Raw genomic sequence first — 24,683 nt, 5'->3', positions numbered from 1 at the left:
CCTCCGACCAGACAAGGACAAAGCATGAGCGAACTGTTGAAGTGTGTGGAAATCGAGCCGGCAGGCGACGCCACGGCTACCGTGATCTGGCTGCATGGCCTGGGGGCCAGTGGTCATGATTTCGAGCCCATCGTGCCGGAGTTGCAGCTGCCCGCCGGGCTGGATGTGCGTTTTGTGTTTCCCCATGCGCCGGAGATTCCCGTCACCGTCAACGGCGGCATGGTGATGCCCGCCTGGTACGACATTCTCGCCATGGATATCGACCGCAAGGTGGACGAGGCCGGGGTGTTGGCGTCCGCGGATGCCGTGGATGCCCTGATCGAACGGGAGATACAGCGTGGCATTCCCGCCCACCGGATCGTCATCGCCGGCTTCTCCCAGGGCGGTGCGGTGGCCTATCAGGCCGCGCTGCGCTACCCACAACAGCTGGCCGGCCTGCTGACCCTGTCCACCTATATGGCCATGCCGGTCACCCCCTCTACCGCCAATGCGTCCCTGCCGGTGATGATCTGCCACGGCAGCCAGGACCCCATGGTGCCGGAAGTGCTCGGCCGCCGGGCAGCAGACACCCTGACCAGCCTGGGTTATGCACCGGAGTACCTCACCTACCCCATGGAGCATATGGTCTGCCTGGAGCAGATTCGTGATATCGGGCAATGGCTGAGTAAGGTCCTCGCGGCCTGACCATCACCACTGCATATCCCCTCCCCGCAGTCGCTTTGCCCGCATGGCGACTGCGGGGATCGCTATAGCCTGCAGTAGCCCGTGCAAACGCCTCCTCAAAAATGCATTTTATTGCATTCCCTCCTTTCACGACCGCCATGCCCCACAGACGCCAGGCGTTACGACGTTTTACGCTTCAAACAACGCTTGTCACAGCAAAACGCCGCGTGTTGTTGTCAGATAGACACAAGCCTGTCGTATAAGTGAGGAATAGCGATGAACGTAACCACATTACCCAAGCTGTTACTGCTGGGCAGCGCACTGAGTTTGCCAGTGGCCAGCCTGGCGCAGCCACCGGCCTGGGCCGGCAAGGGAAAAGGCCCGGCGGGACAGCAACAGGAAAGCCACGAGCGGGAATACCGCCGTGATGACCGCCACCGGGATTACCGCGATTACCGCTACAGCGACCGTGAACGCGACGCTCTGCGACGCCATCTGAGCAACAGGGATTACCAGTCCTTGCCGCCGGGCCTACAAAAGAAAGTGGCCCGCGGCGGCCAGCTGCCGCCGGGTTGGCAGAAGAAACTCCAGGTTGGCCGCACCCTGCCCGATGATCTCTACTACCACGGGCAGCGTCTGCCGGTGTACGACGGCATGCGCCGTATTGACGGGGTGACTGATGTGATCATCGACAATGAGGCAGTGAGAATCATGGACGCCACCCAGACCATCATTGATGTGTTCGGGATTCGTTAACGCCGTGATCAGTTTAAAGTTCAAAGTTGAAAGTTGAAAGTTGAAAAGCGCGGGGCGGCGGGTTTTGTTCTGAAGTTCCGTGCCCGCGAATTACCGTTAATCGCGGCGACAACTTGGTAGCGCCTGAGTCTCTGGCCCGCGTTTCAACTTTGAACTTTCAACTAAAAAAGCCGCGCCCCTTTCTGAGCGCGGCTTTTTTCGTGTTACCTGCAGCGTGTTGCGTGCTGCTGCGACCTGCTTACAACCAGTAAACGGTCACGAACAGGAACAGCCAGACCACGTCAACGAAGTGCCAGTACCAGGCACCTGCTTCCCAGGCAAAACAGTTATCCGGGCTGAAGTGTCCCTTGATAACACGGATCAGGGTGATGAACAGGAAGATGGTGCCGATGGTCACGTGGGCACCGTGGAAACCGGTGAGCAGGAAGAACAGGCTCCCGTAGATACCCGCATCCAGGGTCAGGCCCATGTCATAGGCGTGCACATATTCCAGACCCTGCAGGCCCAGGAAGATAACACCCAGTACCACGGTAATGGCCTGGAAAATGATCAGCTTGCCGCGCTGGTTTTCCAGCAGGGCATGGTGGGCAATGGTCAGGGTAATGGAGCTGACCAGCAGGATGGCAGTGTTGATCGCCGGCAGACCCCAGGCACCCATGGGGGTGGTGGTGGTACCGTCCGGGGTAACGGTCAGCGGCCACATGGCCTGGAAACCCGGCCACAGCACTTCGTGGGTCATGGCGTTGGAGCCTTCCCCGGACAGCCACGGAATGATCAACCAGCGGGTGTAGAACATGGCGCCAAAGAAGGCGGCAAAGAACATCACCTCGGAAAAGATGAACCACAACATGCCCTGGCGATAGGAGCCGCCCAGCTGATTGCTGTGCAGACCGCCCACGGATTCCTTGATGGTATCGCGCCACCAGGCGGCAATCACCAGCAGCAACCAGGCCAGACCGATGAAGAACAGCGGCTTGCCGAAGAAGTTCGGCTCCATGGTATCCATGGTGCTCTGCTGGATGAACTTGGCACCGCCAATGGCGGTCAGGAACAAGCCGATGGACGCGGTCAACGGCCAGGGGCTGCTCTCGGGAACGTAATACTTGTCAGTAGCCATTCGAAAATCTCCTCTACAACCGGCTGTTATCAGTTCACAGCCACGCTGTTATTTTTACCGGCGACCCGCTCTGTCACATCGAAGATCGTATAGGACAGAGTGAATTGGTTTATATGACGTGGAATTTCCGGGTCCAGATAGAAAATCATCGGCATGTCCTTACGCTCCCCTGCGGCCAGGGTCTGCTGGTCGAAGCAGAAACACTGGGTCTTGTGCAGGTAGCGCGCAGCTTCCCCCGGTGTTACGGAAGGAATGCTCTGGGTAATCATGTCCTTTGAGGTCGGGTTGCTGGCATAGAAATGTACCAGGGTAATTTCCCCCGGGTGCACCTTGACCCGCTTGGTCTCAGAGGTGAATTCACCGCTGATGCCGTCGCCTTTCTGGGTAATGAATTCCACCGTCACGGTACGATCCGCCACCACCTGTTCGGGAACGTCGGTGGCGGCCGTACTGGATGTCTTGCCGTTCAGGCCGGTGATGTCACAGATAACGTTATAGAACGGCACCATGAGGAAGGCGAAGCCAAACATGGCTACCGCCCAGATCAACAGCTTTTTCAGCGTACGCTTGTTGCGTTCTTCCACGCTGAGCTGTTTTTCACTCATGGTGCCCGCTCCTGCCCGTTACCGGACTTATTTGACCACCGGCGGGGTGTCGTAGGTGTGGAACGGCGCCGGAGACGGCACTTCCCATTCCAGACCTTCGGCCCCATCCCACGGCTTGGCCGCTGCTTTTTCGCCTTTCTTCATAGCGCACAGCACGGCGACCGCCAGGAACAGCAGCTGGGACAGACCGAACCAGAAGCCACCAATGGAAATCCAGAAGTTGTAGTCCGCAAACTGCAGCGCGTAATCAGCGTAACGACGCGGCATGCCGGCCAGACCCACGAAGTGCATGGGGAAGAACAGCAGGTTGGCGGAAATCAGGGAGTTCCAGAAGTGCAGTTCACCCAGGGTCTTGTTGGGCATCACGCCGGACCACTTCGGCAGCCAGTAGTAGGCAGCAGCGAAGATGGAGAAGATGGCGCCGGTCACCAGTACATAGTGGAAGTGAGCCACTACGAAGTAGGTGTCGTGGTACTGGAAGTCCACCGGGGTAATCGCCAGCATCAGGCCGGACAGACCACCACAGGTAAACAGCACCACAAAGGCAATCGCCCACTTCATTGGCAGCTCAAAGCTCATGGAGCCGCGCCACATGGTAGCCACCCAGTTGAACACCTTCACACCCGTGGGTACGGAGATCAGCATGGTCATGTACATGAAGAACAGGGTACCGGCCAGCGGCATGCCTACGGTGAACATGTGGTGAGCCCATACCACGAAGGACAGCAGCGCAATGGACGCGGTGGCGTACACCATGGAGGCGTAACCAAACAGCGGCTTGCGGGCAAAGGCCGGAATGATCGCTGACACGATACCGAAGCTCGGCAGGATCATGATGTACACCTCGGGGTGCCCGAAGAACCAGAACACGTGCTGGAACAGTACCGGGTCACCGCCGCCGGCGGCATCGAAGAAGCTGGTGCCGAAGTGACGGTCAGTCAGCATCATGGTCACTGCACCGGCCAGTACCGGGATTACCGCGATCAGCAGGAAGGCGGTGATCAGCCAGGTCCAGACGAACAGCGGCATCTTCATCAGAGTCATGCCCGGGGCACGCATGTTGAAGACGGTAACGACCACGTTGATGGCGCCCATGATGGAAGAAATACCCATCATGTGAACGGACAGGATAAACAGGTCCGTGGAATCCGGGCCATATTTGGTGGACAGCGGTGCGTAGAAGGTCCAGCCGAAGTTCGGCGCACTGGGGTTACCGTCACCAAAGGCACTCATCAGCACAGAGCCAATAAGAATCGTGAAGGCGAACGGCAGAATCCAGAAGGACCAGTTGTTCATCCGCGGCAGCGCCATATCCGGCGCGCCGATCATCAATGGAATCATCCAGTTGGCCAGGCCAACCGTGGCGGGCATTACCGCACCAAACACCATGATCAGACCATGCACGGTGGTCATCTGGTTGAAGAATTCCGGATCGACAAACTGCATGCCGGGCTCGAGCAGCTCGGCACGGATTACCATGGCCATGAAGCCGCCAGCGAGGAACATGGCAAAGCTGAACCACAGGTACAGAGTACCGATATCTTTGTGGTTAGTGCTGAACAGCCAACGTTTCAGGCCGGTCGGGGCGTGGTGATGATCGTGGTGATCATCATGGGTTGCAGCTGCAGTAGACATTGCTATCCCCTCCCTTATTCGTGGTCGTTAACGTCGGCGGGCTGGATCAGATCGCCGGTATCGTTGCCGAAAGCGTTACGCTCGTAGGTGACCACTGCCGCAATCTGGCGCGGGGTCAACTGAGCCTTGAATGCGGGCATGGCAGCACGGCCATTGACCAGCACATCGATGTGTTCGTTCAGGTATTCCGGCTTGGTCGCGAAGTCAGTGCCCGCAAACGGCAGACCGATACCGCCTTCACCATTGGCACCGTGGCACAGGGCACAGGCGCTGGCGTAAGTCTGCTTACCTTCTTCCATGGCCTGATCAAGACCGGTGAAGGGTGTCAGATCCGGCCCGGAAGCGGCTTTCTCTTTCTCTTCAGCAACCCAGGTCTTGAACTCGTCTTGAGTGACTACCTCTACAGCAATGGGCATGAAGGCGTGGTTCTTGCCACACAATTCCGCACACTGACCGTAGTAAGTGCCTTCTTTACCTTCCGGCACCAGCGCCCACATTTCATTGACGAAACCGGGGATAGCGTCTTTCTTGCCGCCGAAATCAGGGATCCAGAAAGAGTGGATCACGTCGTCAGAGGTCACCAGGAAGCGAACTTTCTGGCCTGACGGGATGATCAGTTTGTTATCCACTTCCAGCTGGTAGTTGTGATCTTTCTCGGGAGCTTCCTTACCAACCAGCTCTTTCGCGGTGCCATAGGGGAACAAACCGCCGGCCAGAACCGGGTTGTTGTACTGCTCCGGCGGCGTGGCCAGGTTGGAGAAGAACGACACACCAATATCGTTATCGTCTTCGTAGGTCAGGTACTCGTAGCTCCACTTCCAGCGGTAGCCGGTTACCTTCACCGTCAGCTCGGACTCGGCGCTGTCGTCAATCTGCACCAGAACGCGGGTAGCAGGCACCGCCATGGCAATCAGAATCACGAAGGGGATCACGGTCCAGAGCACTTCCAGGAATACGTTTTCATGGAAGGAGGACGGATTGGGGTTCTTGGCGCGGCGGTGGCGGATCATGGAGTACACGATCAGGCCAAACACCAGCAGACCAATGACGGTCACAATCCAGAGAACGGTGGTGTGAAGATCTTGAATATCCTGACTGACCTGGGTCACCCCTGGTCGCAGGTCGAGTTCGGAACGTTCGGTCCAGTCGCTGGCGAAGGTCATACCACTGATCATCAGTGACGTCAGACCAACCGCCGCGCGGTGGAACAGAGTTGACTGCATGCGTTTGCTCCCTGTTTTCCCCAGCATGGCCTCGTAGGGCACGCTTGTTCTTTGCCGTCACCGGCACCTGGAAAGCGAAGTTTCAGGATGATGCCGTGGAGCCGCAGCCAACGCCTTGTCACGCAGACCTCAGTGACCAAGGGGGCGGCCACTAACAGGGATCGTGCGGACGGCAAAACCCAATAAAATCAAATAGCTAGAAATCAGCACGGTCGATTTCACCAGATCGCCACAGGTGCGGCAAATTGCCCCACTGCATATATGGGCGCCAACTCTAGTCATTCGCTTGGCCAAAGTCCAGCCGAAAGGTAGGGTTTATCAAGCCTTTCAGGCAGATACGAGCCCTCCTCATCGTGCTAGACTCCGCTCCCCTTTACCACACACAGCTTGTACCACATCCATGTCAAAACGACGTCAAATCTACCGGGTGATATTCCAGAATCAGGGTCATGTGTACGAGATCTATGCCTCGCAGATATACCAAAGCGACCTGTACGGGTTTGTCGAGGTTGAGGAGTTTCTCTTCGGGGAAAGGGCCAGCCTGGTGGTGGACCCGGGAGAGGAAAAGCTGAAGCGGGAATTCAACGACGTGATGCGTTCCTTTATTCCCCTGCACGCGGTCATCCGTATCGATGAGGTAGAAAAGGAAGGTGTAGGCAAGATCATCGAATCCAGTGGCGGCAACATCACGGCCTTCCCCATGCCCCCCGGGCCGGCACCGAAGAAGTAAGACCCCTCCTCTATGGGCAACAGGCAAAAAAGAAGGGCGCCAGTCTCGCTGAACGCCCCGAGGGTTGCCTGATGTTACAAGAGGAGAAAACGTGTCTTGCTTACATGATTTGTCCGGCGAGAACGATAAAGGTTCCGTCAGCGGATAAAAAAATCACTATCGGCCTCAAACCCGGGATTTGAACGAATCCCGCAACGGCTCGCCGGTATTCAGCGCCACCTGCTCGGCGCGGGCCAGCAGCCGCACGAACAGAACCACCATGACTCGGGTCATCCATTCCATAACGCAGCCTCCAGACAATTAGGGGGTGGGGTGAAGCGCATCCTGCTCCCTGGTCATCCTTAACTGACCCTTCACCACATTTGCCCGCACCCGGCGGGCTCAGCAGGTCAGAGGCCTGCCGAGGGGATAAGTTCGAGGTGGTAACGCGCTTTTACCTGACTTTTACAACCGCCTTCTATTAATAGAAGCGGCTATTGCGCTTGGTCAGTCTGCTCGATGGGCTGGCCATAACGCTTGGTGGGGTTCACATCATGGGGCTGAATCCAGCCCATCACCATGCTCAGCAGAATGAACAGGAAGATCACCGCCGAAAAGCCTACCCGCCAGGCCAGGGCACGCATGGTCTTGCCGGACTTGCCGTCGTCCTTGACCAGGGAGAACAGGGCCCGCCCCAGCGAAACCACTGCCGCAATCAACAGCACGATGACAATCAGTTTCACCCACCACATAAAATCACTCCGTCTCGATGGCCCCTTCACCCTCACTTGGCGGCAAATCGGGTTTTACTATGTACAATGTGCCGCCATTGTAATGGCCGCACCTGCCAGTGCACGCACTATTGCGCTGCACCCCGTTCAGAACGGATGCTGCAGCCGCGAGAGCAAAGATCATGTCAAACACCATGAGCCGCAACCCGGTTCTATCCTGGATCGCCTTTCTGGCCACCCTTGCGGTTGTCGCCCTTTGCCTGCGGCTGAGCTGGTGGCAACTGGAGCGGGCAGAGGAAAAGCGGCTGTGGCTGGCCGCTCAGGAAGAGAAAGCCCGTCAGCCTGCGGCAGATTTGTCTGCCTTGCTGGCCGACCCGGCGCCCCTGCACCGGCAAGCCGCCGTCTCCGGCAAGCTGGACAACACCCATAACGTGCTGCTGGACAACCGCATCCGCAACGGCATAGCCGGCTATCACCTGTTAACGCCCTTGCAGACCCGGGACAACCACTGGGTACTGATCAATCGGGGCTGGCTGCCTCGCGGAGCCCGGCGGGAACAATTACCCGAGATCCCCGCCATCAACGGCCGGATAACCGTGGCAGGGACGGTATATCGCCCTTCCCGGGAGACATTTGTGCTCCAGAACGCTCCATTGCCAGACAATCAGTGGCCTTTACGGGTACAGAAAGTGGATTTTGACGCCATTGGCGAAAAACTTGGGGTAGAATTGGCGCCCTTCGAAATCCGGGTGCGCCCGGATCTGGCTCTGGGCGGTCACCCTCCCTTGCCACGCCCCTGGCAGGACATCGCCCCCATGGGCCCGGACAAGCACAAGGCTTATGCGCTGCAGTGGTTTGCGCTGGCAATGGCAGCCCTGCTGATATATGTTGCCGCCGCCGTGCGCAACCGGCGAAAGACGCGAGAGGAACACGCCTAATGTCTCCACGCACCAAGAACATTGCCACCCTGTCGGCGATCGTTGCTCCTTTTGTCCTGTTCTTTCTGGCGGGCCGCTTTCTGATCGATCCGTGGGAACTGCCGCGGGAAAACAAGGGGCAGCTACTGATTCCCCATATCGACATGGCCACCCTGAAAGCGGCCAATGACGATGGCGACGCCTACACCGGCGACGACATGACCGGCCTTTGGACTATCCTTTATGTGGCTGGCAGCGAGTGCGACACCCGCTGCAAGAACGGCCTGTATTACCAGATGCGCCAGGTGCGCCAGACGCTCGGCGCAGACGTAGACCGGGTGCGACGGGTCATCCTGCATACCGCTCCGGCAGGGGACTCCCTCAACGAATTCCTCAACAACAACGTGAAAGGCATGGTATCGATCTATGCCGAACCACAAACCGTGAATAACGCCCTGGCGCCGGTGTATGAAACCACCGCCGGTGAACCGATTGGCGATATTTTCCTGGTCAGCCCGGACGGCCAGATCTTCATGCGTTACCCCACGCACGAGAACATGGATGCCACCCTGGAAGAGGCGGAAAACATCCGCGTCGATCTCAAACGCACCCTGAAAGGGTCTCTGATCGGTTAACGGAACGCTATCTATGCAAGCGCTTACTCCTTCACAAATCTGGCTGCGCCGGCTGTCATTGCTGGCCGTTTTCATGGTTGCCGTAGTGATTATCCTCGGCGCCTGGACCCGCCTTTCCGATGCCGGTCTGGGCTGTCCGGACTGGCCCGGCTGCTATGGTCACCTGGATGTCCGCAAGGCCATCGACCATGTGAATACCACCAACGAAACCCTGCCCGGCAGCCTGCGCGAAGCCCACAAGACCGTGCCGGAAATGGTGCACCGCTATTTCGCCTCTACCCTGGGCCTGGTGATACTGATCATCGCGGCTCTCTCCTTCATTAACCGCAAGCAGGAAAAGCAGCCGCTCAAGTTACCCCTGTTTCTGGTAGTGCTGGTGATCTTCCAGGGCATTCTCGGCAAATGGACGGTGACCATGGGTCTGCAGCCCACCATCGTCATGCTGCATCTGCTGGGCGGCTTCACCACCTTTACCCTGCTGGTGTTACTCACTGCCCGCCTCTACCGCTGGCCCCGCTTTCTCAATGATTGCGACGTGCGCATGCTCAAGCCGATTGCCTCCATCACCCTGGTCGCGGTGATCCTGCAGATCGCCCTGGGCGGCTGGACCGCCAGCAACTACGCGGCGGTGGCCTGTACCGACCTGCCGGTGTGCGAAGAAGGATGGCAGGATCGCCTGGATTTCGACGAGGCCTTTATTTTCTGGGGCCACGAACATGACAAGCCGGACTACGAGTTCGGCGTGCTGGATAACGATGCCCGCACCACCATCCACGTGATGCATCGCTTTGGCGCTTTGCTGGTGACCTTGCTGGTGCTGGCACTGGTAGCCAAGATTCTGATCCGCGCACGCAGTGTATTCTTCCGCAATTTCGCACTGGGGATCTTCGCCCTGCTGGTGGTGCAAATCGCCCTGGGGCTGAGTAATGTGATGTTTGCCGTGCCTCTGGATGTGGCTGTAGCCCACAATTTTGTGGCCGTACTGCTGCTCGCCAGTCTGGTACTCTTCATCCGCGCAATTAATGTGAAATGCGGCCAGAGCCAACCGTCTCCGTCCACATCGTCCAAAGCGCAAGGAGCGTGACCATGAGCCAACCCGCCACCTGGCGCGACTACCTGGCCCTGACCAAACCCGGGGTTGTCATGCTGCTGATGGTGACCGCCGTGGCCGGCATGTTTCTGGCCACCGAGCCGGCCGGCATGGTGCCGATGCACATCTTCATCCCGGCCTTTCTGGGGCTGACTCTGGCGATGATGTCGTCCGCGGCCATCAATCAGATCATGGACCAGAAAATCGATGCGATAATGAAGCGCACCGAGAAGCGCCCGCTGGTGGCCGGCAAGCTGAGCCCGAAAGCGGCCATTGCCTTCGCCATACTGCTGGCGGCGGCCTCCATGGTCATGCTGTATTTTCTGGTCAACCCGATTACCGCCTGGCTCACCCTGTTCGGCTTTGTCGGCTACGCCTTCATTTATACCCTCTATCTCAAACGCGCCACACCACAGAACATCGTGATTGGCGGTATCGCCGGCGCCATCCCGCCGTTGTTGGGCTGGGTCGCTGTCACCGGCGAGGTGCATCCCTATGCCTGGCTGCTGGTGTTGATCATCTTCGTCTGGACACCGCCGCACTTCTGGGCATTGGCCATTCACCGTCGCGACGAATACGCCAAGGCCGACATTCCCATGCTGCCGGTGACCCACGGCATCCCGTTCACCCGGGAGTCGGTGCTGTACTACACCATCCTGTTGTTTATCTGCACCCTGCTACCCTATCTGACCGGCATGAGCGACCTGATCTACCTGCTCAGCGCGCTGATTCTGGGGCTGGTGTTTCTTTACCATGCAGTGCGGCTGCGGTTTTCCACAGACCCCAAGCTGCCGATGAAAACCTTCGGCTATTCCATTACCTATCTCTTTGCGCTGTTTACCGCGCTGCTGGTCGACCACTATCTGCCGGTGACGCCACAGACCGTGGCCGGGTGGCTGGGAGCGTAAAAAGACCAATTGAGAATGGAGAATTGATAACTGGCGCGAGCCAGATTTTGAGATTCTCCAACCCAGGAGGCCGCGCTCAATGTCTGGGCGCGGCCTCTTTGCTTTCAGGCTACGGAGCAGCCCATCCGCGCCGTTATCGATTCTCAACTATCCACTATCAATTGCCCCTCGCATCCCGCCCACCTGTTGGCGTTATACTGGCTGTATAACGACAAACCGGGAGGACCTCATGACAACGCGCACCATGGATGAGTGGCTGGACGCCTACGGCGAAAGCCACCAGAACCCCACCAACAAGAAAGTCCACTTTGTCTGTGTACCAGTCATTTTCTTCAGCATCGTGGGTTTCCTGTGGGCCATCCCGGCCCCCTTCTTTGCCGGCTTCTGGGCTTTTCTCACCCTGGTTGGCGTTACCCTCTACTATGCTCGCCTTTCCCGCCCCATTGCCCTGGGCATGCTGATTTTCAGTCTGGCCTGCCTGTTCGTCCTGTCCCTGATAGCCGCTAGCGGTGCCAGCGTCTTCTGGGTATCCCTGGTACTGTTCGTGGTCGCCTGGATCGGCCAGTTCTGGGGACACAAGGTGGAAGGCAAGAAACCCTCCTTCTTCGAGGACATCCAGTACCTGATGATCGGCCCGGCCTGGATCATGGGGTTCCTGTATCGCAAGTGGGGTATCAAATACTGACAGCCTCTCTACGAAACCACTGTAGGAACGGAGCGTAGCGGAGTAACGCACGTAGTTCCGTGCGGCCCGAAGGGTGAGCGAAGCGAATAATACCTCTCGAGGTGCGAACCGAGCGATAGCGAGGGATGCGTTAGAGGTTAGCGCCACCAAAAGCATTTTATTGATAAAGCATTGAAGCAAGGATCACCTCGCCAGGGCTCAGATTCGCACCTCAAGAGGTGTATTCGCTTCGCTCACCCTTCGGGCCGCACGGAACTACGTGCGTTACTCCGCTACGCTCCGTTCCTACAGCGGCTTCGTAGTCCCTTCTTTCCCCTCTACGAGTTTTGCAGTAGTTTATAGCCACAATAAAACTGCACGGGGAAGGCTATCGTCATGGGGACTCTTATTTTTATCGGCGTTATCGTCGCCGTTATCATCTACATCATTGCCGTCTACAACCGCCTGATTGCCCTGAAGAACCGTTTCAAGAACGGCTTTGCGCAGATTGATGTGCAGCTGCAGCGCCGCCACGATCTGATCCCCAACCTGGTGGAAACCGCCAAGGCTTACATGAGCCACGAGAAGGACACCCTGACCCAGGTGATCGAGGCCCGTAATCAGGCAGTGAGTGCCAAGAAAGCGGCGGCGGAACACCCTGACGATGGTGGCGCGGTAAGCAATCTGGGCAAGGCTGAATCCCTGCTATCCGGCTCCCTCGCCAACTTCTTCGCGCTCAGCGAAAACTACCCGGATCTGAAAGCCAACGACACCATGGCCCAGTTGATGGAAGAGCTGAGCAGTACGGAAAACCGCATCGGCTTTGCCCGTCAGGCATTCAATGATGCGGTGATGAACTACAACACCTATCGCGAACAGTTCCCTCAGAACTTTATTGGCGGCCTGTTCGGCAGCTTCAAGGAAGCCCAGCTGCTGAAAATCGAGACCGAGGAAGCCCGCAAAGCAGTGAAAGTCAGCTTCTGAGTCGGCGACCATGGATTTCTTTCAGCATCAGGAGCGGGCTCGCCGCAAGACCGGGCTGCTGGTCCTGTATTTTTTCCTGGCCGTTGTTGCCATTCTGGTCTGTGTGAATCTGGCACTACTGCTGGCATTTGCCTGGATGGACGTGCAACTCCCTCTCGGCCAGTGGCTCACGCACCCCATGACAGTGGGGATCAGCGTGTTCACCCTACTGGTGATGCTGTGCGGCTGCCTGTTCAAGAGCTGGAAATTACGCAGGGGCGGCAAGGGCCTGGCCGCCATGCTGGGCGCTCGCCCGATTGACCCGGACACCCGCCACAGCGACGAAAAGAAACTGATCAATGTGGTGGAGGAAATGAGCATTGCCTCCGGCATCCCCGCCCCGCAGCTGTATGTACTGGACAAAGAAGAGGCCATTAACGCCTTTGTGGCCGGCTTTCGCCCTTCCGAAACCGTGCTGGTGGTTACCCACGGCACCTTGAAGAAACTCGACCGGGACGAACTGCAGGGCGTCATCGCCCACGAATTCAGCCATATTTTCAATGCCGACATGCGCCTCAACCTGCGCCTGATTGCCGTGCTGGCAGGCATTCTGGCGCTGGGCAAGATCGGCGAATTCATGCTGCGCGGCTCCTCCCGGCGAAGCACATCCAATCGCAAGGGTAACAGCCTGGTGCTGGTTGGCCTGGCGCTGGTGGTGGTGGGCTATCTGGGGTTGTTCTTCGGGCGGCTGATCAAGGCCGCCATTTCCCGACAGCGGGAATTGCTGGCTGACGCCTCGGCGGTGCAGTTCACCCGTAACCCGGCCGGGCTGGCCGGTGCGCTGATCAAGATCCGTAACGGCAATGGCTCCCATCTGGATTCCGTACACGCCGAAGACATGAGCCATATGTGCTTCGGAGAAACCCTGGGCTTTCGCTTTCGCAATCTGCTGGCCACTCATCCACCGCTGGACGAACGCCTCGGCGCCCTGGGCAACGACTGGGTGGCCCGGGCACGCACACGGGCGCGCAGTGGCGGTCAGTCGGATGTTGCCCCCTCGGCGTCTGTGCCGGAAGGTGTGGCTGCGTTCAGTGGCGGCAGTGAAGCCAACAGCAGTGACTCGGCCGGGGCCGGCCCGGCACCTTCCCGCCGGGTGGGCACCGTCAGTGAGGCCGATGTGGGCTATGCCCGCTCGCTGCTGGAAGCCATTCCCGCAGATCTGCACAAGAAGCTTCACAACCCCGGTCAGGCAGAACTGGCCTTGTATGCCCTGATCATGAGCAGCTCGGACAGCGATCCGCAAAGCCTGCTCAAGAGCGCCGGCATGAGTGAGCACCTGCCTGCATTACAATCGTTGAGCCAGCAGTTGTCCGATCTGGGCAGCCGCCTGCGTCTGCCCATCATCGATCTGGCACTCCCCACACTTAAAGGACAACCCTCGGCCCAGCGCAGGGAGATTCTGGAGCGACTGGCCACTCTGACCCGGGCAGACCAGCGCACCACCCTGTTCGAGTGGGCACTGGTGGCCCTGGCCCGCCAGCAACTCGACGACCATGCACGGCGCAATCGCCATACCCGTTTCCACCGCTACCGCGCGGTAGCCGGCGAACTGCAACTGGCGTTTTCGGTGATGACCTGGGCCAGCGGCGCTCGCGACGAGCAGGCCCGGGCATTGTTCCGGCAAGCCAGCCATGGGCTGCTGCCCGAGGCCCGTACCTTGCTGCCACTGTCCCAGTGCAGCAGTCAGCGCCTGGGGCAGGCGCTGGATCGGCTTGCCGACCTGTCTCCCCTGCTCAAGGGCCCGGTGATCGACGGGCTGGCGGACCTGGTGCTAACTGACGGCAAGGTGCAGGTGAGTGAAGCCGAGATGCTGCGCGCCATGGCAGCCTTGATGGAGTGCCCGCTACCGCCGCTTTTTGCTGGCAATCAACACCGATAAATGCGCACATCAAAAAAATGAATAATGTTCATTTGTGCGATATTTCCTACACTCTTTGCAGCAAATCACCTCTGTGTTTGCCTGAGATTGCAGGCAAAATGCAGTCATCGCCAGAATCCTGCCACCGGTCGCAGGGGGTGTGATAAGCAGTGATGATTCAGGGACGATCCAAGAGCAAGGCCGAGGAAGACGCCATGGAACCGAACAAAGCCAGCACCCGCAATGCCTGGGATGCCGTCGCCAGCACTACCACGCAACTCAGAGACGGCAGCCTGGACCCTGCCCTGACCGCCTGGGTGAAAACCCAAGGGTTCAACATCAATAGCACGGTTTTTTCCAGCGTCTGCCGTTTTGACGACGGGATTTATACCGGCACCCTGGTGGATCACCACGGCCATGCCTGGGAGTTTCTGGCAGACCTGAATGACCCGGCAGGTTCAGACCTGGAAGATGTCACCGCCAGCCTGGGCCCCAAATCCCCGGACCACCCCAACGCCGATCTCTGCGACCTGGTCACCATGGCACTTTACTACCAGCGCGAGCAGCAAGTGGCGGCCTGACGCCAAGGAAGAAACCGTCGGGCAGAATCCCGCTTTCCGTAGGAGCGTCGCTGGCGGCGCGATTCCAGCCTTTGCGAGGATTTGAAGATTCAATGTAGGAGCACCGCTTGAGGTGCGAACCGAGCGTAGCGAGGGGGTAAAGTTCAAAGTCTGTCCCCTGCTTTCGGAAACCTGTCGAGCTCTGAAATGCCTGATCGCCCTGCGGGCGATTTCCGCGCAGGCGCGGTTCGCATGTCGCAGATCCCCTGGGGGCAAGCATAGCTCCTACAGCGGCTTCGTAGAAATGCCGAGGTCTGAGGAACTTTCCACCATTTCCCTACCCAACCAGCGTAGCTCGTAGCTAGTCTCCGCCCCCTTTTCTGAACGGCAGCAGGGTCATGGCCTCTTCCCGGTAACGCTGCACGTGCGCCGCTTCTTCCCGGCAGAAATTCGCAATGGCGTCATGAAAAGCCGGTTCACGCAGATAGTGCATGGACCAGGTTATCACCGGCTCGAAGCCGCGCAGGATCTTGTGCTCCCCCTGCACCCCCGGATCAAACGCCGCCAGCTGCCGCTCGATGGCAAATTCGATGCCCTGGTAATAGCACAGCTCGAAATGCAGGCCGTCACGCTCCTCCAGGCATCCCCAGTAGCGCCCGTAAAGACAATCTGCGTCGAAAAAATATAGCGCCGCGGCCACCGGCCGGTCTCCATCCCGAGCCAGCACCAGCATCAGCTGACCCGCCAGCCGCTCGCCCACGGTGGAGAAGAATGCCTCGTTCAGATAGGGCAGCTGACCCCGTTTCAGGTAGGTGCTGGCGTAGCATTGGTAGAAGAATGCCCAGTCGCTGGCACTGATCTGCCCTCCCTGATGACGGGTAATGGTCAGCCCCTGTTCCTGAACGCGACGCCGTTCCTTGCGCAGGTTCTTGCGCTTGCGGGACTGAAACTGGCCCAGAAAATCATCGAAATCCCGATAATCCCGGTTAACCCAGCGAAAATGACAGGCCTGGCGCGATACCAGCGGCAGTTCCTGTAACTGTTCCCGGCAGGCCGTATCCGGAAACAACAGGTGCCAGCCACTGGCCTGCTGCTCTCTCAGCGCCTCCTGCACCCCACCCCAGAGCGAATCCGTAGAAATGTCACCCTGCCAGCGAGGACCCGTGACCGGCGTAAAGGGTATTGAGGTCACCAGTTTCGGGTAGTAATCCAGGCCATGGCGCTGATAGGCGTCCGCCCAGCTGTAATCGAACACATACTCGCCCCGGGAATGGCTGCGCGCATAGAGAGGCATCCAGCCGGCAGCGGTTTCCAGGTGGCAAGGCTGCCAGCCGGTTTTAGGGGTAACGGCGCCACAGCCTTGCAGGGCATCGAAAAAGGCGTCGCTGAGGAACGGATAAACAGACACTGTCACTCCAAATGAGCATGCCGCATGAGTTTCGCCGCCGGCTTGGGTACAATGCGCGAATTGTACGGCTCGATAACCTGTGCCGACGGCTGGGATCTCGTCGCAAACAGTGGCGCCGTGCAATACCGCCTCGTTTTCCGGCGGTTTACTGAGACTGTTTCAGGCCAGCGCCACCCATTGTGACCGCATATTCTTCGCGAAGCAGCGGCGTAATGGCCAGAAGCGGCTACTTTTATCACTCATTGCTCAACAAGGTAACGTCAATTTCATGAATGTCTCCAAACCCCTGACCGTTTTTTATGTCGTTGCAGCCCTGTTACTGGCCATTCCTGGCGCCTGGCTGCTGTTCGCTCCGGAAATGGCACTGGTCACCCTCCACGAGAATCTCGCCGTGGTGAAAATTTCCAACATTCACAGTCAGCAAACCGGCCTGGGCCTGCTGTTGGCCGCGGTGGTAAATCTGGTCTGCCTGCTTGGCGGTGGCCAGCGCCTGCCCCTGCATGTGGCGGTGTTTTTCTACCTGGCCGGCCTGGTAGCCAGCCATGGCAGCGTGGTGTTTGCAGAGCAGTGGTGGCTGTGGCTGCCGGTACTGGCCTACCTGCTGCCGCTATTGCCACTGGGTAAACTGATACCGGCCAAACTGCCTCTGGGCGGTAACGGCCAGCAACGCGGCGAAGTGAAGTGGTTCAACCCCAACAAGGGCTTCGGCTTTATCCTCACCGACAGTGGCGAGGAACTGTTCGTGCACTTTAAGGCAGTCCAGAACGGCGGCCGTCGCAGCCTGCGCACCGGTACCCGGGTCAGCTTTGATACCCGCATGTCCGACCGCGGCGAACAGGCCGATAACGTCTACATCGAACAGTAACGCATCACGCCACACGCAACATGCCGCACGCGGTGGTGTGTTGCGTGCAGCATGCTGCCTGTAGTGGAAAATAATAATGACATTGGCAACGGCTGACTGGGTGGTCCTGGCAGGCTACCTGTGTATCGTACTGGGCATCGGTATCTACTTTTCCCGACGCAATACCAGTACCGAGGAATATTTCGTTGGCGGCCGTCGCTTTCGCGGCTGGGTCATTGGGCTGTCACTGGTGGGTACCTCCATCAGCTCCATTACCTTTCTGGCCTACCCCGCCGACGCCTTCAAGACCGACTGGCTACGCTATCTGCCCAACCTGGCCCTGTTGCCGGCCATGCTGGTAGCGGCCTTTGTCTTCCTGCCCTATTTCCGGCGCGGCAACATGACCAGCGCCTACGAATTTCTGGAACAACGCTACGGACCCTCGATCCGGGTGTATGGCGCGGTCGCCTTTCTGGTGGCACAGGTGGTGCGCCTGGCAATGATCCTGTGGCTGTTGTCCCTGCTGATTCAGCAGGTCACCGACTTGTCTCCCCCCACCGCCATTGTGCTGGGCGGCCTCTTTGTGGGGCTGTACACGGTGATTGGCGGGATCGATGCGGTGATCTGGACCGACGTGCTGCAGACTGTGGTGCTGTTACTCGGTGGCCTGCTGTGCCTGTGGGTGATACTCGATGCGCTCCCCGGCGGACTGGGGCAAATTGTTGATCAGGCCGGCAAGGCCGGTAAATTTGCCCTGGCTCCCTGGGAGGATGGCGCCCCCGGCGAAACCTCCTGGTCGCTGTCGCTGAGCGAAAAGACCGCCACCATGATGTTGCTGATCGGCCTGACCAACTGGCTCACTGAATATTCCAGCAACCAGAATACCGTGCAGCGTTACTGTGCCTCCCAATCCACCGCCGAAGCCCGCAAGGGGCTGTGGGTGTACCTGTTCACTGCCCTGCCGATCTGGGCCTTTTACATGTTTCTGGGCACCGCCCTGTGGGTCTTCTTTCAGGTCTACCCGGATGTGCAGGCCGGCGCCATTCTCAGCGGCGAGGCCCGCGCCGAAACCCTGATGCCCTACTTCATCACCAATTACCTGCCCGCAGGCGTTGCCGGTCTGGTAATTGCGGCGGCGTTGGCGGCTGCCATGAGCTCACTGGATTCCAGCATCAACTCGGTGACCACGGTGAGCGTGGTAGATCTGTACCGGCGCCACTTCAACCCCGGCCAGGATGACCGCCATTACCTGAAAGTCGCCTGGGGCATCGCCGTGGCCGTCACCGGCCTGATGATTGCCGGGGCACTGTGGCTGAACAAGGCGGACACCAAAACCCTGCAGGACACCTCCACCATTCTGGTGTCATTGCTGGGCGGCGGCATGCTGGGGTTGTATCTGCTGGGCTTTTTCAGCAACCGGGGAGATGCCAGGGCAGCCTGGTGCGGGATTGCCTGCACACTGGTGTTCACCGGCTGGACTGTGCTGACCAACAAGGGGGTGTTGCCGGAGGCGCTAAGCGCCCCCTTCGATCTCTACTACACCGGTCTGATCGGCAATCTGCTGATGTTTGTGGTGGGGTATCTGGCGGCCAGCTACTGGCCGGCCAGAGCATCAGATTTGTCGGCCGATTCACGGGGCTGATTAACCTCAGAGGATGACTGTTTCGGGGCAGGCATGGCCCGCGCCTGCAACAGCCGATCCCGGATCAGCCAGCCCGCCGCCCAGAGTACCAACCAGGGATCAATCAGATAGTCCCACAGGTTGTCACTGACCAGCAGATCGGCACCAAAGGCCAGTTGCGCCGCCACCAGGATCAAACAGGTGGCATAAGCGCGCAGCACCCAGGCCAGCAATCCCAGCAGCAACAGCGCGGTACTGAAGCCGAAATTGCCAAAGCCCAGGGCATAGGGGTCGGCATAACTGGACCCCATGCTCATCGGGTAGAACCACAACGCCATCAATACCAGCATCAGGCAGGCGCCCCTCAGCTGTTTCAGGGGGAGCCAGTAATGACCGGCAATGCGATGCTGGATCGCCAGGATTGCCAGCAGGCCCGATGTGATACTGAAGCCTGCCAGGTAGCTGATCACCCACGGGGCCAGCCCCCAGGGAAATGGCAGTACAGCCCAGACGAACACCACCACGGACAGAATGATCCGCCCGCGCACGGATAACAGCGATGCACTGATACGCAACTGTACCGCCACCAGCACCAGGGCGCAGACCAGAATATCAAGCGTCATTATTCTGCTCCTTGCCGATGTTCTTGCTGGGAGAATCCGCTTTCAGCCAGACGTGGCGAATCGCGGTTTTGTTCCAGGTGTACACCATGTGCAGATCACCATTACGGGAACGAATCATGTAGGGGTAGTCGTACTGGAATTCACAGCCGAGTCGACCGTCACACTTGTTGTGACGAGCCCGATCCAGCAGCTGCTCCTCTTCTTCCGGCAAGACATCACTGTCCAGCTCCGGCTCAATCAACGCACTGAATTGCTGCTCGGTCATTTCCTCACCACGCCAGCGCTCCCGGTCATGGAAAGTCCAGCGTTCCTGCCAGCTTCGGCCACCATCACGGGTTTCCCGTATGCACAGATCGTCCCGCTCAAGACGATTGCAGTTAGCGGCTACCAGCCAGTGCCCTTCTTCCATCGCCAGACCGCTCAACGCTGCGCTGGGGTTTTCCAGGGAAGAATATTCCAGTGCCTCCCATTGCCAGCCACCGTCGTGGCTTTCTGACTGATAAAGAAAGCCGTTGTTGGGTTCATGCTCATTACGCAGGAAAGCAACCGCATGGGTAGGACTGTCTACCAGCACCAGAGGCTGGATGGCCTTGCGGCCATGGCCGATACGGGCCTTGCCGAGAATCTGACTGTCCTTGTTCAGCCGCAGGATTTCGCCGAACTTGCCAATCATCTCATGATAAACCGGCAGACCGATGGTGCCATCGCTATAACGAATGGGAGCCGTTTTCACCAGGGTGCTGATATTGAGGAAGGGAGTGGTGATCAGCGCTTGATCGAAGCGCCAGTTCTTTCCCTGATCAAAGGATTCCATCACCACAAGCCGACTTGCTGCCCAGCCGCCAAAACTGACCGCCACTACAAACAGGCGCATACGGCCATCTTCATCAAGAACCGGCACCACATTGCCCAGCTTGCGGACATGCCGCCCCCACCCCTGGGCAATCTGCTCCCGGGTGATGACCGGCTCTTCATTGGACCAGGAACCCGACTGCGGATCGAACACCGAGGAGTGGATGGCCACATCCGCCGCCCCTTCACGGCTGCCAGCGAACCAGAAGGCGCGAAGGGTGCCATCCGGCAACTCCACCATGGAAGCGGCATGAACCAACGGGGTATCCCCGTCGGACACGAAGGCGCTACGCCATTGGGAGTTGTCCGGCACCTTGCCCTGTGGTTCCACCACCATGGTTGGGCCGGGCTGCCAGAGATGGGACGGCGAAGCGGCAAAATACCCCGCCACCAACGCAGCCCCAACAAATAGATGAAATGCACGTTTAAGCATAGATAGCTGGCCAAAAACCATTTTTATTGCGTCAGCGAATCGGGTGCGCCGACCTGCGGCAGGCAAGTCTAGCAAAACAGCATAAAATTGCCTGCCATCGAAGCGCCGAATGGCAACCGATTGTCCGAAGCGTGCGGCAGAAATATACGGCAACGGTCAAAATATGTTCAGCGGTATCTCAATAATGGCATAATGCCGCCGCACCTTATTCCAATAACAGGCATGCAAGGACACCCCCTTTTCTATGGACAGACTCATTGTTCTCTTTCTGGCACTCTTTGTTGCCATCTTTGCCCGAGCTGCCGACAGCGACGAACTCCAGGATTGGAAGCTGGTCAGCGACCGCAACGACATTCAGGTCTATATGAAGCACCGGGATGAGTCCCGACTGAAGACCTTCCGCGGCGTGACCCGCTTTACGCTGGCGGATGAATACTCCCTGGTCGCCCTGCTCAATGATTATCCGTCCTATCCCAAATGGCTGCATTTTGTAGACAGTGCGGAAGAGTTCAACCGGATCAGCCCGCTGGATCGCTCCCTGCGCTTTACCACGCAGCTTCCCTGGCCACTGGCAGATCGTGAAGCCGTTTTGCGGGCCAAGGTCACCCAGACCCTGACTGAAGACGAAGAATCGGTGATGGTGGACCTGATCAACCGCCCTGATGCCCTGCCCCCCAACAATGAATATATCCGTTTCCCGGAAATGACCGGAAAACTGGGCTTTCGCCGCCTGGGCGACCAGAAAGTGGAAATGACCTACGAGCTGATTCTCGACCCCGGCGGCTACATTCCCGCCTGGATCGCCAACATCCTGCTGCGTGACGCCCCCTACTTCACCCTGGAGCGGTTACGCCGCATCGTCAGCAAGCCGGAATACCAGAATCATTACTACGACTACCTGGACCTGCACGGGCCGGGTCGCCCGGCGGCCGTTTTGGACAGCAGCAAATAACCAAAACGTAACAAAGTGATTATCAGTCTGTCATTTTCGGCCAGCTCTCCCTTACCATAAAGAAAGACCTGAACAGGTACGGAGAGCTCTATCCCCATGCGGCTGTTTTTCTTCCTTTATAGCTGGCTGGTTTTTGTTCCGCTGATGGCAGCCACCACTCTGCTATTCGGAGCACTGTGCCTGTTGCTGGTGCCCTTTCTGCCCGCCGACCAGGTAGCGCGCCTTACCGCTGTGCCCTGGGCCAGGCTGTGCCTGCTTTACAGCGGTGTGCGCGTGGATGTAGATGGCCGCGAACACCTGCAGCCGGGTCAGAGCTATGTGATCGTCGCCAATCACCTCAGTCAGTTCGATATTTTTGTGCTCTATGGTTATCTCGGGGTGGATTTCCGCTGGGTGATGAAACACGAACTGCGAAAGATGCCGGTAATCGGTATCTGCTGCGAAAAGCTCGGTCATATCTTCATCAACCGCTCCGACACCCAGGCAGCCATTGCCAGCCTCCAACAGGCTCGCGCCCGTCTGGCCAACGGCGCCAGTGTGCTGTTCTTCCCGGAGGGCACCCGCAGCCGTACCGGGCAGCTCAAGCCGTTCAAGAAAGGCGCCTTCAAGATGGCCCAGGATCTGCAACTACCGGTGCTTCCCGTCACTCTAACCGGGACATTCGAGATATTGCCGCCGGGGACCGCACGGCTCCGTCCCGGCCAGCATGCGCAGATCACCCTGCACCCAGCCATTGTCCCGGTGGGCACCAGCGAGGCTGAACTGGTGCAGCTGATACACCAGAGCCAGGCAGCCATTGCCGCCCCACTTGGCGAGGCCTGCCCGCAACTCAGTCTTTGAGCCGGTTATCCTCAGCGCCACCTCTGGGCGGCGCCATCGCCACGCTGGCCTTTCCTTGTCTGACAAGATTGGCCCATTCTGAAGTGACAAAGTGTCTACACTCGGTCGCCAAATCGAGTTGCAAGTTGAAAGTTCAAAGTTGAAAAGTGCAGGCGCCGGCAGTGCCAACTGAAAACCTCTGCCCCCGCGCTGCTACAACTTTGTTGCGCGGGCAGGGCATATCAGTTTCAAACAAGCCTGCCCGCGCCTTGAAACTTTGAACTTTCAACTTGCCACTGAATTAGCGGATACAGGAGTCATCATGAAGAATTTTAAAGACAAAGTTGCCGTTATCACCGGTGCTGGTTCCGGCATTGGCCGTGCTCTGGCTCAGGAACTGGCGTCCGCCGGCGCCAAACTGGCCCTGTCCGACATCAATGAAACCGGGCTGAAGGAAACCGCCGACCTGCTGGGGCTGGGTGAAGACCGGCTGATGACCCGCAAACTGGATGTGGCCGACCGCCAGGCGTTTTATGATTTTGCCGACGATGTAGTCAACCACTTCGGCTACGCCAACATGATCTTCAACAACGCTGGCGTAGCACTGGGCGCCACCGTAGAGAAAATGAACTACGACGATTTCGAGTGGTTGATGAACATCAACTTCTGGGGCGTGGTTTACGGCACCAAGGCATTCCTGCCCTACCTGAAGGAAGCCGGCGAAGGCCACATCATCAACGTGTCTTCCGTGTTTGGCCTGATCGGCATTCCCACCCAGTCCGCCTATAACGCGGCCAAATTTGCCGTGCGCGGTTTTACCGAATCCCTGCGCCTGGAACTGGAAATGGAACAATGCGGTGTATCCGCCACCTCCATTCACCCCGGCGGCATCAAGACCAACATCGCCAAGGCCGCCCGCATCAGCGATGATGTGGCCGCCATCACCGGCTCCAATCCGGAACAGTCCAAGGCAGATTTCGAGAAGATGTTCCGCACTACACCGGAAGAAGCCGCCAGCACCATCCTCAAGGGGGTTCGCCAGAACAAGCGTCGGGTACTGATCGGCTCTGACGCCCTGGCCATCGATACCATGCAGCGCCTGATGCCCACCAGCTACCAGCGTCTGATGGTGATGGGCCAGAAGTTCATGAACAAGAAGTAATGACAGAGCGCCCCTACTCTCAAGCCGCCGAAAACAACAAGGCCCCGATCCTTTCCGTGCTGCAACAGCATTGTCAGGCCCCGGGCGCCTTGCTGGAGATCGGTGCTGGCACCGGCCAGCATGCGGCCTGGCTGTCGGGGCGCCTTCCCCATCTGCACTGGCAGCCCTCCGATGTGGCCGCCAACCTGCCCCATATACGGCAGTGGCTGATTGACCCGGGGAGCCGGGCATTACCGCCAGTGGAACTGGATGTGGCCGCTCACTGGCCCACCGGCCCCTTCGATTACCTGTTTACCGCCAACACCTTCCACATCATGGCGGCAACCCTTGTGGAAACCTGTATCCAAGAGGGCTGCCGACAACTGACCGATCAGGGCAAATTCCTGGTCTATGGCCCGTTCAACTACGATGGCCAGTACACCAGTGACTCCAACCGTCAATTTGATCAATGGTTGAAGGAAATGGACGACAAGCGCGGCATTCGCGACCATGAATGGGTGGTGGAACAGTTTGCCCGCCAGCAGAGACACCTGCTGGCCGACCACGAGATGCCCGCCAATAACCGGTTACTGGTGTTCGGCCGGGGTTAGGCTGTTGCTTATACCGTACGCCGAATGGTGCGCATTCTGGGCTTGAGATAGGCCACCCCGAAGATCATGATCATCAGGGCATCGCGCCAGTGGAACAGGCCCCGTCGACGGATCCACACCATGAAGCCAATGCACTCCAGGAGATGCAGCACCGCTACCACCAGTCCGGCGCCCAACAGCAATCGATCAAACGGGGACGGCAGATCCAGGAAAATGGCTAACCCTACCGCCACCCAAAACACTACAATAACGCCGCGAAGCAAGCCCATACGAAACATCCTCTGA

At 58.5% G+C, this 24,683-nt stretch carries 26 protein-coding genes; 17 read left to right on the top strand and 9 right to left on the bottom strand.

The genetic code is table 11. From position 1 onward, the window contains the following. Nucleotides 1-24: 24 nt before the first annotated feature. Together Q0Y02_RS15735 and Q0Y02_RS15730 are read left to right on the top strand one after the other, a co-directional pair. Entirely contained in the window at nt 25-684 is a 660-nt protein-coding gene (locus Q0Y02_RS15735; protein ID WP_297770570.1) for a dienelactone hydrolase family protein, read from the top strand. Between the two features lie 255 nt (nt 685-939). Then, nucleotides 940-1,419, top strand: a complete 480-nt coding sequence (locus Q0Y02_RS15730; RefSeq protein ID WP_297770568.1) for a hypothetical protein — start codon at nt 940-942, stop codon at nt 1,417-1,419. Between the two features lie 238 nt (nt 1,420-1,657). Here Q0Y02_RS15730 and Q0Y02_RS15725 read toward each other — a convergent pair whose 3' ends face one another. The 4 genes from Q0Y02_RS15725 to coxB are packed head-to-tail and all read right to left on the bottom strand — an operon-like array spanning nt 1,658 to nt 5,999. Next, nucleotides 1,658-2,536 carry a cytochrome c oxidase subunit 3 gene (locus Q0Y02_RS15725; protein WP_035249161.1) on the bottom strand — a complete coding sequence of 293 codons (879 nt, stop codon included), beginning with the start codon at nt 2,534-2,536 and terminating at the stop codon, nt 1,658-1,660. Nucleotides 2,537-2,565: 29 nt separating this feature from the next. Continuing rightward, nucleotides 2,566-3,141, bottom strand: a complete 576-nt coding sequence (locus tag Q0Y02_RS15720) for a cytochrome c oxidase assembly protein (protein WP_277673012.1) — start codon at nt 3,139-3,141, stop codon at nt 2,566-2,568. 27 nt (nt 3,142-3,168) lie between these two features. Beyond that, entirely contained in the window at nt 3,169-4,776 is a 1,608-nt protein-coding gene (gene ctaD / locus Q0Y02_RS15715; protein WP_035249166.1) for a cytochrome c oxidase subunit I, read from the bottom strand. 14 nt (nt 4,777-4,790) lie between these two features. After that, nucleotides 4,791-5,999 carry a cytochrome c oxidase subunit II gene (gene coxB / locus Q0Y02_RS15710; protein ID WP_297770559.1) on the bottom strand — a complete coding sequence of 403 codons (1,209 nt, stop codon included), beginning with the start codon at nt 5,997-5,999 and terminating at the stop codon, nt 4,791-4,793. Nucleotides 6,000-6,399: 400 nt separating this feature from the next. On the opposite strand from coxB, the gene Q0Y02_RS15705 reads away from it, so the two are divergent. Then, nucleotides 6,400-6,729: a DUF1820 family protein gene (locus Q0Y02_RS15705; RefSeq protein WP_297770556.1), complete on the top strand. Its 330-nt coding sequence runs from the start codon at nt 6,400-6,402 to the stop codon at nt 6,727-6,729. 473 nt (nt 6,730-7,202) lie between these two features. Here Q0Y02_RS15705 and Q0Y02_RS15700 read toward each other — a convergent pair whose 3' ends face one another. Then, entirely contained in the window at nt 7,203-7,460 is a 258-nt protein-coding gene (locus Q0Y02_RS15700) for a twin transmembrane helix small protein (RefSeq protein ID WP_052042991.1), read from the bottom strand. Between the two features lie 161 nt (nt 7,461-7,621). On the opposite strand from Q0Y02_RS15700, the gene Q0Y02_RS15695 reads away from it, so the two are divergent. The 8 genes from Q0Y02_RS15695 (at nt 7,622) to Q0Y02_RS15660 (ending at nt 15,115) form a co-directional block, all read left to right on the top strand. After that, nucleotides 7,622-8,377, top strand: a complete 756-nt coding sequence (locus Q0Y02_RS15695) for an SURF1 family protein (RefSeq protein WP_297770553.1) — start codon at nt 7,622-7,624, stop codon at nt 8,375-8,377. Beyond that, nucleotides 8,377-8,991 carry a hypothetical protein gene (locus tag Q0Y02_RS15690; protein ID WP_297770550.1) on the top strand — a complete coding sequence of 205 codons (615 nt, stop codon included), beginning with the start codon at nt 8,377-8,379 and terminating at the stop codon, nt 8,989-8,991. Before Q0Y02_RS15695 ends, Q0Y02_RS15690 begins: the two co-directional genes overlap by 1 nt. Nucleotides 8,992-9,004: 13 nt before the next feature. Further along, nucleotides 9,005-10,075, top strand: coding sequence for a COX15/CtaA family protein (locus Q0Y02_RS15685; protein ID WP_297770547.1), 1,071 nt, complete (start codon nt 9,005-9,007; stop codon nt 10,073-10,075). A 2-nt stretch (nt 10,076-10,077) separates the two neighbouring features. Next, complete coding sequence (gene cyoE / locus Q0Y02_RS15680; protein WP_297770543.1) at nt 10,078-10,989, top strand: heme o synthase; 912 nt, start codon at nt 10,078-10,080, stop codon at nt 10,987-10,989. A gap of 229 nt (nt 10,990-11,218) precedes the next feature. Beyond that, entirely contained in the window at nt 11,219-11,674 is a 456-nt protein-coding gene (locus Q0Y02_RS15675) for an Mpo1-like protein (protein ID WP_297770540.1), read from the top strand. Nucleotides 11,675-12,049: 375 nt separating this feature from the next. After that, the gene (locus tag Q0Y02_RS15670; RefSeq protein WP_290510005.1) at nt 12,050-12,637 is read left to right on the top strand and encodes a LemA family protein; all 588 of its coding nucleotides are present in this window, start codon (nt 12,050-12,052) and stop codon (nt 12,635-12,637) included. A gap of 10 nt (nt 12,638-12,647) precedes the next feature. After that, the gene (locus Q0Y02_RS15665; protein ID WP_297770536.1) at nt 12,648-14,555 is read left to right on the top strand and encodes a M48 family metallopeptidase; all 1,908 of its coding nucleotides are present in this window, start codon (nt 12,648-12,650) and stop codon (nt 14,553-14,555) included. A 194-nt stretch (nt 14,556-14,749) separates the two neighbouring features. Continuing rightward, complete coding sequence (locus Q0Y02_RS15660; RefSeq protein WP_297770533.1) at nt 14,750-15,115, top strand: hypothetical protein; 366 nt, start codon at nt 14,750-14,752, stop codon at nt 15,113-15,115. Between the two features lie 340 nt (nt 15,116-15,455). On the opposite strand, the gene Q0Y02_RS15655 is transcribed toward Q0Y02_RS15660, so the two are convergent. Continuing rightward, nucleotides 15,456-16,502 (bottom strand): GNAT family N-acetyltransferase, encoded by a 1,047-nt coding sequence (locus tag Q0Y02_RS15655; protein ID WP_297770531.1) that lies wholly within the window; start codon nt 16,500-16,502, stop codon nt 15,456-15,458. Nucleotides 16,503-16,770: 268 nt separating this feature from the next. Between Q0Y02_RS15655 and Q0Y02_RS15650 the strand changes: the two genes are divergently transcribed. Continuing rightward, complete coding sequence (locus tag Q0Y02_RS15650) at nt 16,771-17,367, top strand: cold-shock protein (RefSeq protein ID WP_297770529.1); 597 nt, start codon at nt 16,771-16,773, stop codon at nt 17,365-17,367. Between the two features lie 76 nt (nt 17,368-17,443). Further along, nucleotides 17,444-18,988 carry a sodium:solute symporter gene (locus Q0Y02_RS15645; protein WP_297770526.1) on the top strand — a complete coding sequence of 515 codons (1,545 nt, stop codon included), beginning with the start codon at nt 17,444-17,446 and terminating at the stop codon, nt 18,986-18,988. Here the strand turns inward: Q0Y02_RS15645 and Q0Y02_RS15640 are convergent. Both Q0Y02_RS15640 and Q0Y02_RS15635 read right to left on the bottom strand, forming a co-directional pair. Next, the gene (locus tag Q0Y02_RS15640) at nt 18,940-19,590 is read right to left on the bottom strand and encodes a hypothetical protein (RefSeq protein WP_297770524.1); all 651 of its coding nucleotides are present in this window, start codon (nt 19,588-19,590) and stop codon (nt 18,940-18,942) included. The genes Q0Y02_RS15645 and Q0Y02_RS15640 overlap by 49 nt on opposite strands. Further along, nucleotides 19,580-20,875 carry a sialidase family protein gene (locus Q0Y02_RS15635; RefSeq protein WP_297770521.1) on the bottom strand — a complete coding sequence of 432 codons (1,296 nt, stop codon included), beginning with the start codon at nt 20,873-20,875 and terminating at the stop codon, nt 19,580-19,582. The genes Q0Y02_RS15640 and Q0Y02_RS15635 overlap by 11 nt, the downstream gene beginning before the upstream one ends. A gap of 244 nt (nt 20,876-21,119) precedes the next feature. Here Q0Y02_RS15635 and Q0Y02_RS15630 point away from each other — a divergent pair, with 244 nt between their 5' ends. The 4 genes from Q0Y02_RS15630 (at nt 21,120) to Q0Y02_RS15615 (ending at nt 24,398) form a co-directional block, all read left to right on the top strand. Beyond that, the gene (locus Q0Y02_RS15630) at nt 21,120-21,827 is read left to right on the top strand and encodes an START domain-containing protein (RefSeq protein ID WP_297770519.1); all 708 of its coding nucleotides are present in this window, start codon (nt 21,120-21,122) and stop codon (nt 21,825-21,827) included. A gap of 96 nt (nt 21,828-21,923) precedes the next feature. After that, entirely contained in the window at nt 21,924-22,667 is a 744-nt protein-coding gene (locus tag Q0Y02_RS15625) for a lysophospholipid acyltransferase family protein (protein ID WP_297770516.1), read from the top strand. Nucleotides 22,668-22,968: 301 nt separating this feature from the next. Then, complete coding sequence (locus Q0Y02_RS15620) at nt 22,969-23,808, top strand: SDR family NAD(P)-dependent oxidoreductase (RefSeq protein WP_297770514.1); 840 nt, start codon at nt 22,969-22,971, stop codon at nt 23,806-23,808. Continuing rightward, complete coding sequence (locus tag Q0Y02_RS15615) at nt 23,808-24,398, top strand: DUF938 domain-containing protein (protein WP_297770512.1); 591 nt, start codon at nt 23,808-23,810, stop codon at nt 24,396-24,398. The genes Q0Y02_RS15620 and Q0Y02_RS15615 overlap by 1 nt, the downstream gene beginning before the upstream one ends. An 8-nt stretch (nt 24,399-24,406) precedes the next feature. Here the strand turns inward: Q0Y02_RS15615 and Q0Y02_RS15610 are convergent, their stop codons facing one another. Next, a complete protein-coding gene (locus Q0Y02_RS15610; RefSeq protein WP_052042996.1) occupies nt 24,407-24,667 on the bottom strand; it encodes a DUF1145 domain-containing protein in 261 nt (86 codons plus the stop codon). Nucleotides 24,668-24,683 lie beyond the last annotated feature (16 nt).

It is taken from the genome of uncultured Alcanivorax sp. (genome assembly GCF_947258575.1).
Taxonomy (GTDB): Bacteria; Pseudomonadota; Gammaproteobacteria; order Pseudomonadales; family Alcanivoracaceae; genus Alcanivorax.
The sequence above is the reverse complement of the archived record's forward strand: the minus strand, read 5'-3'. Positions and strand labels throughout refer to the sequence as shown.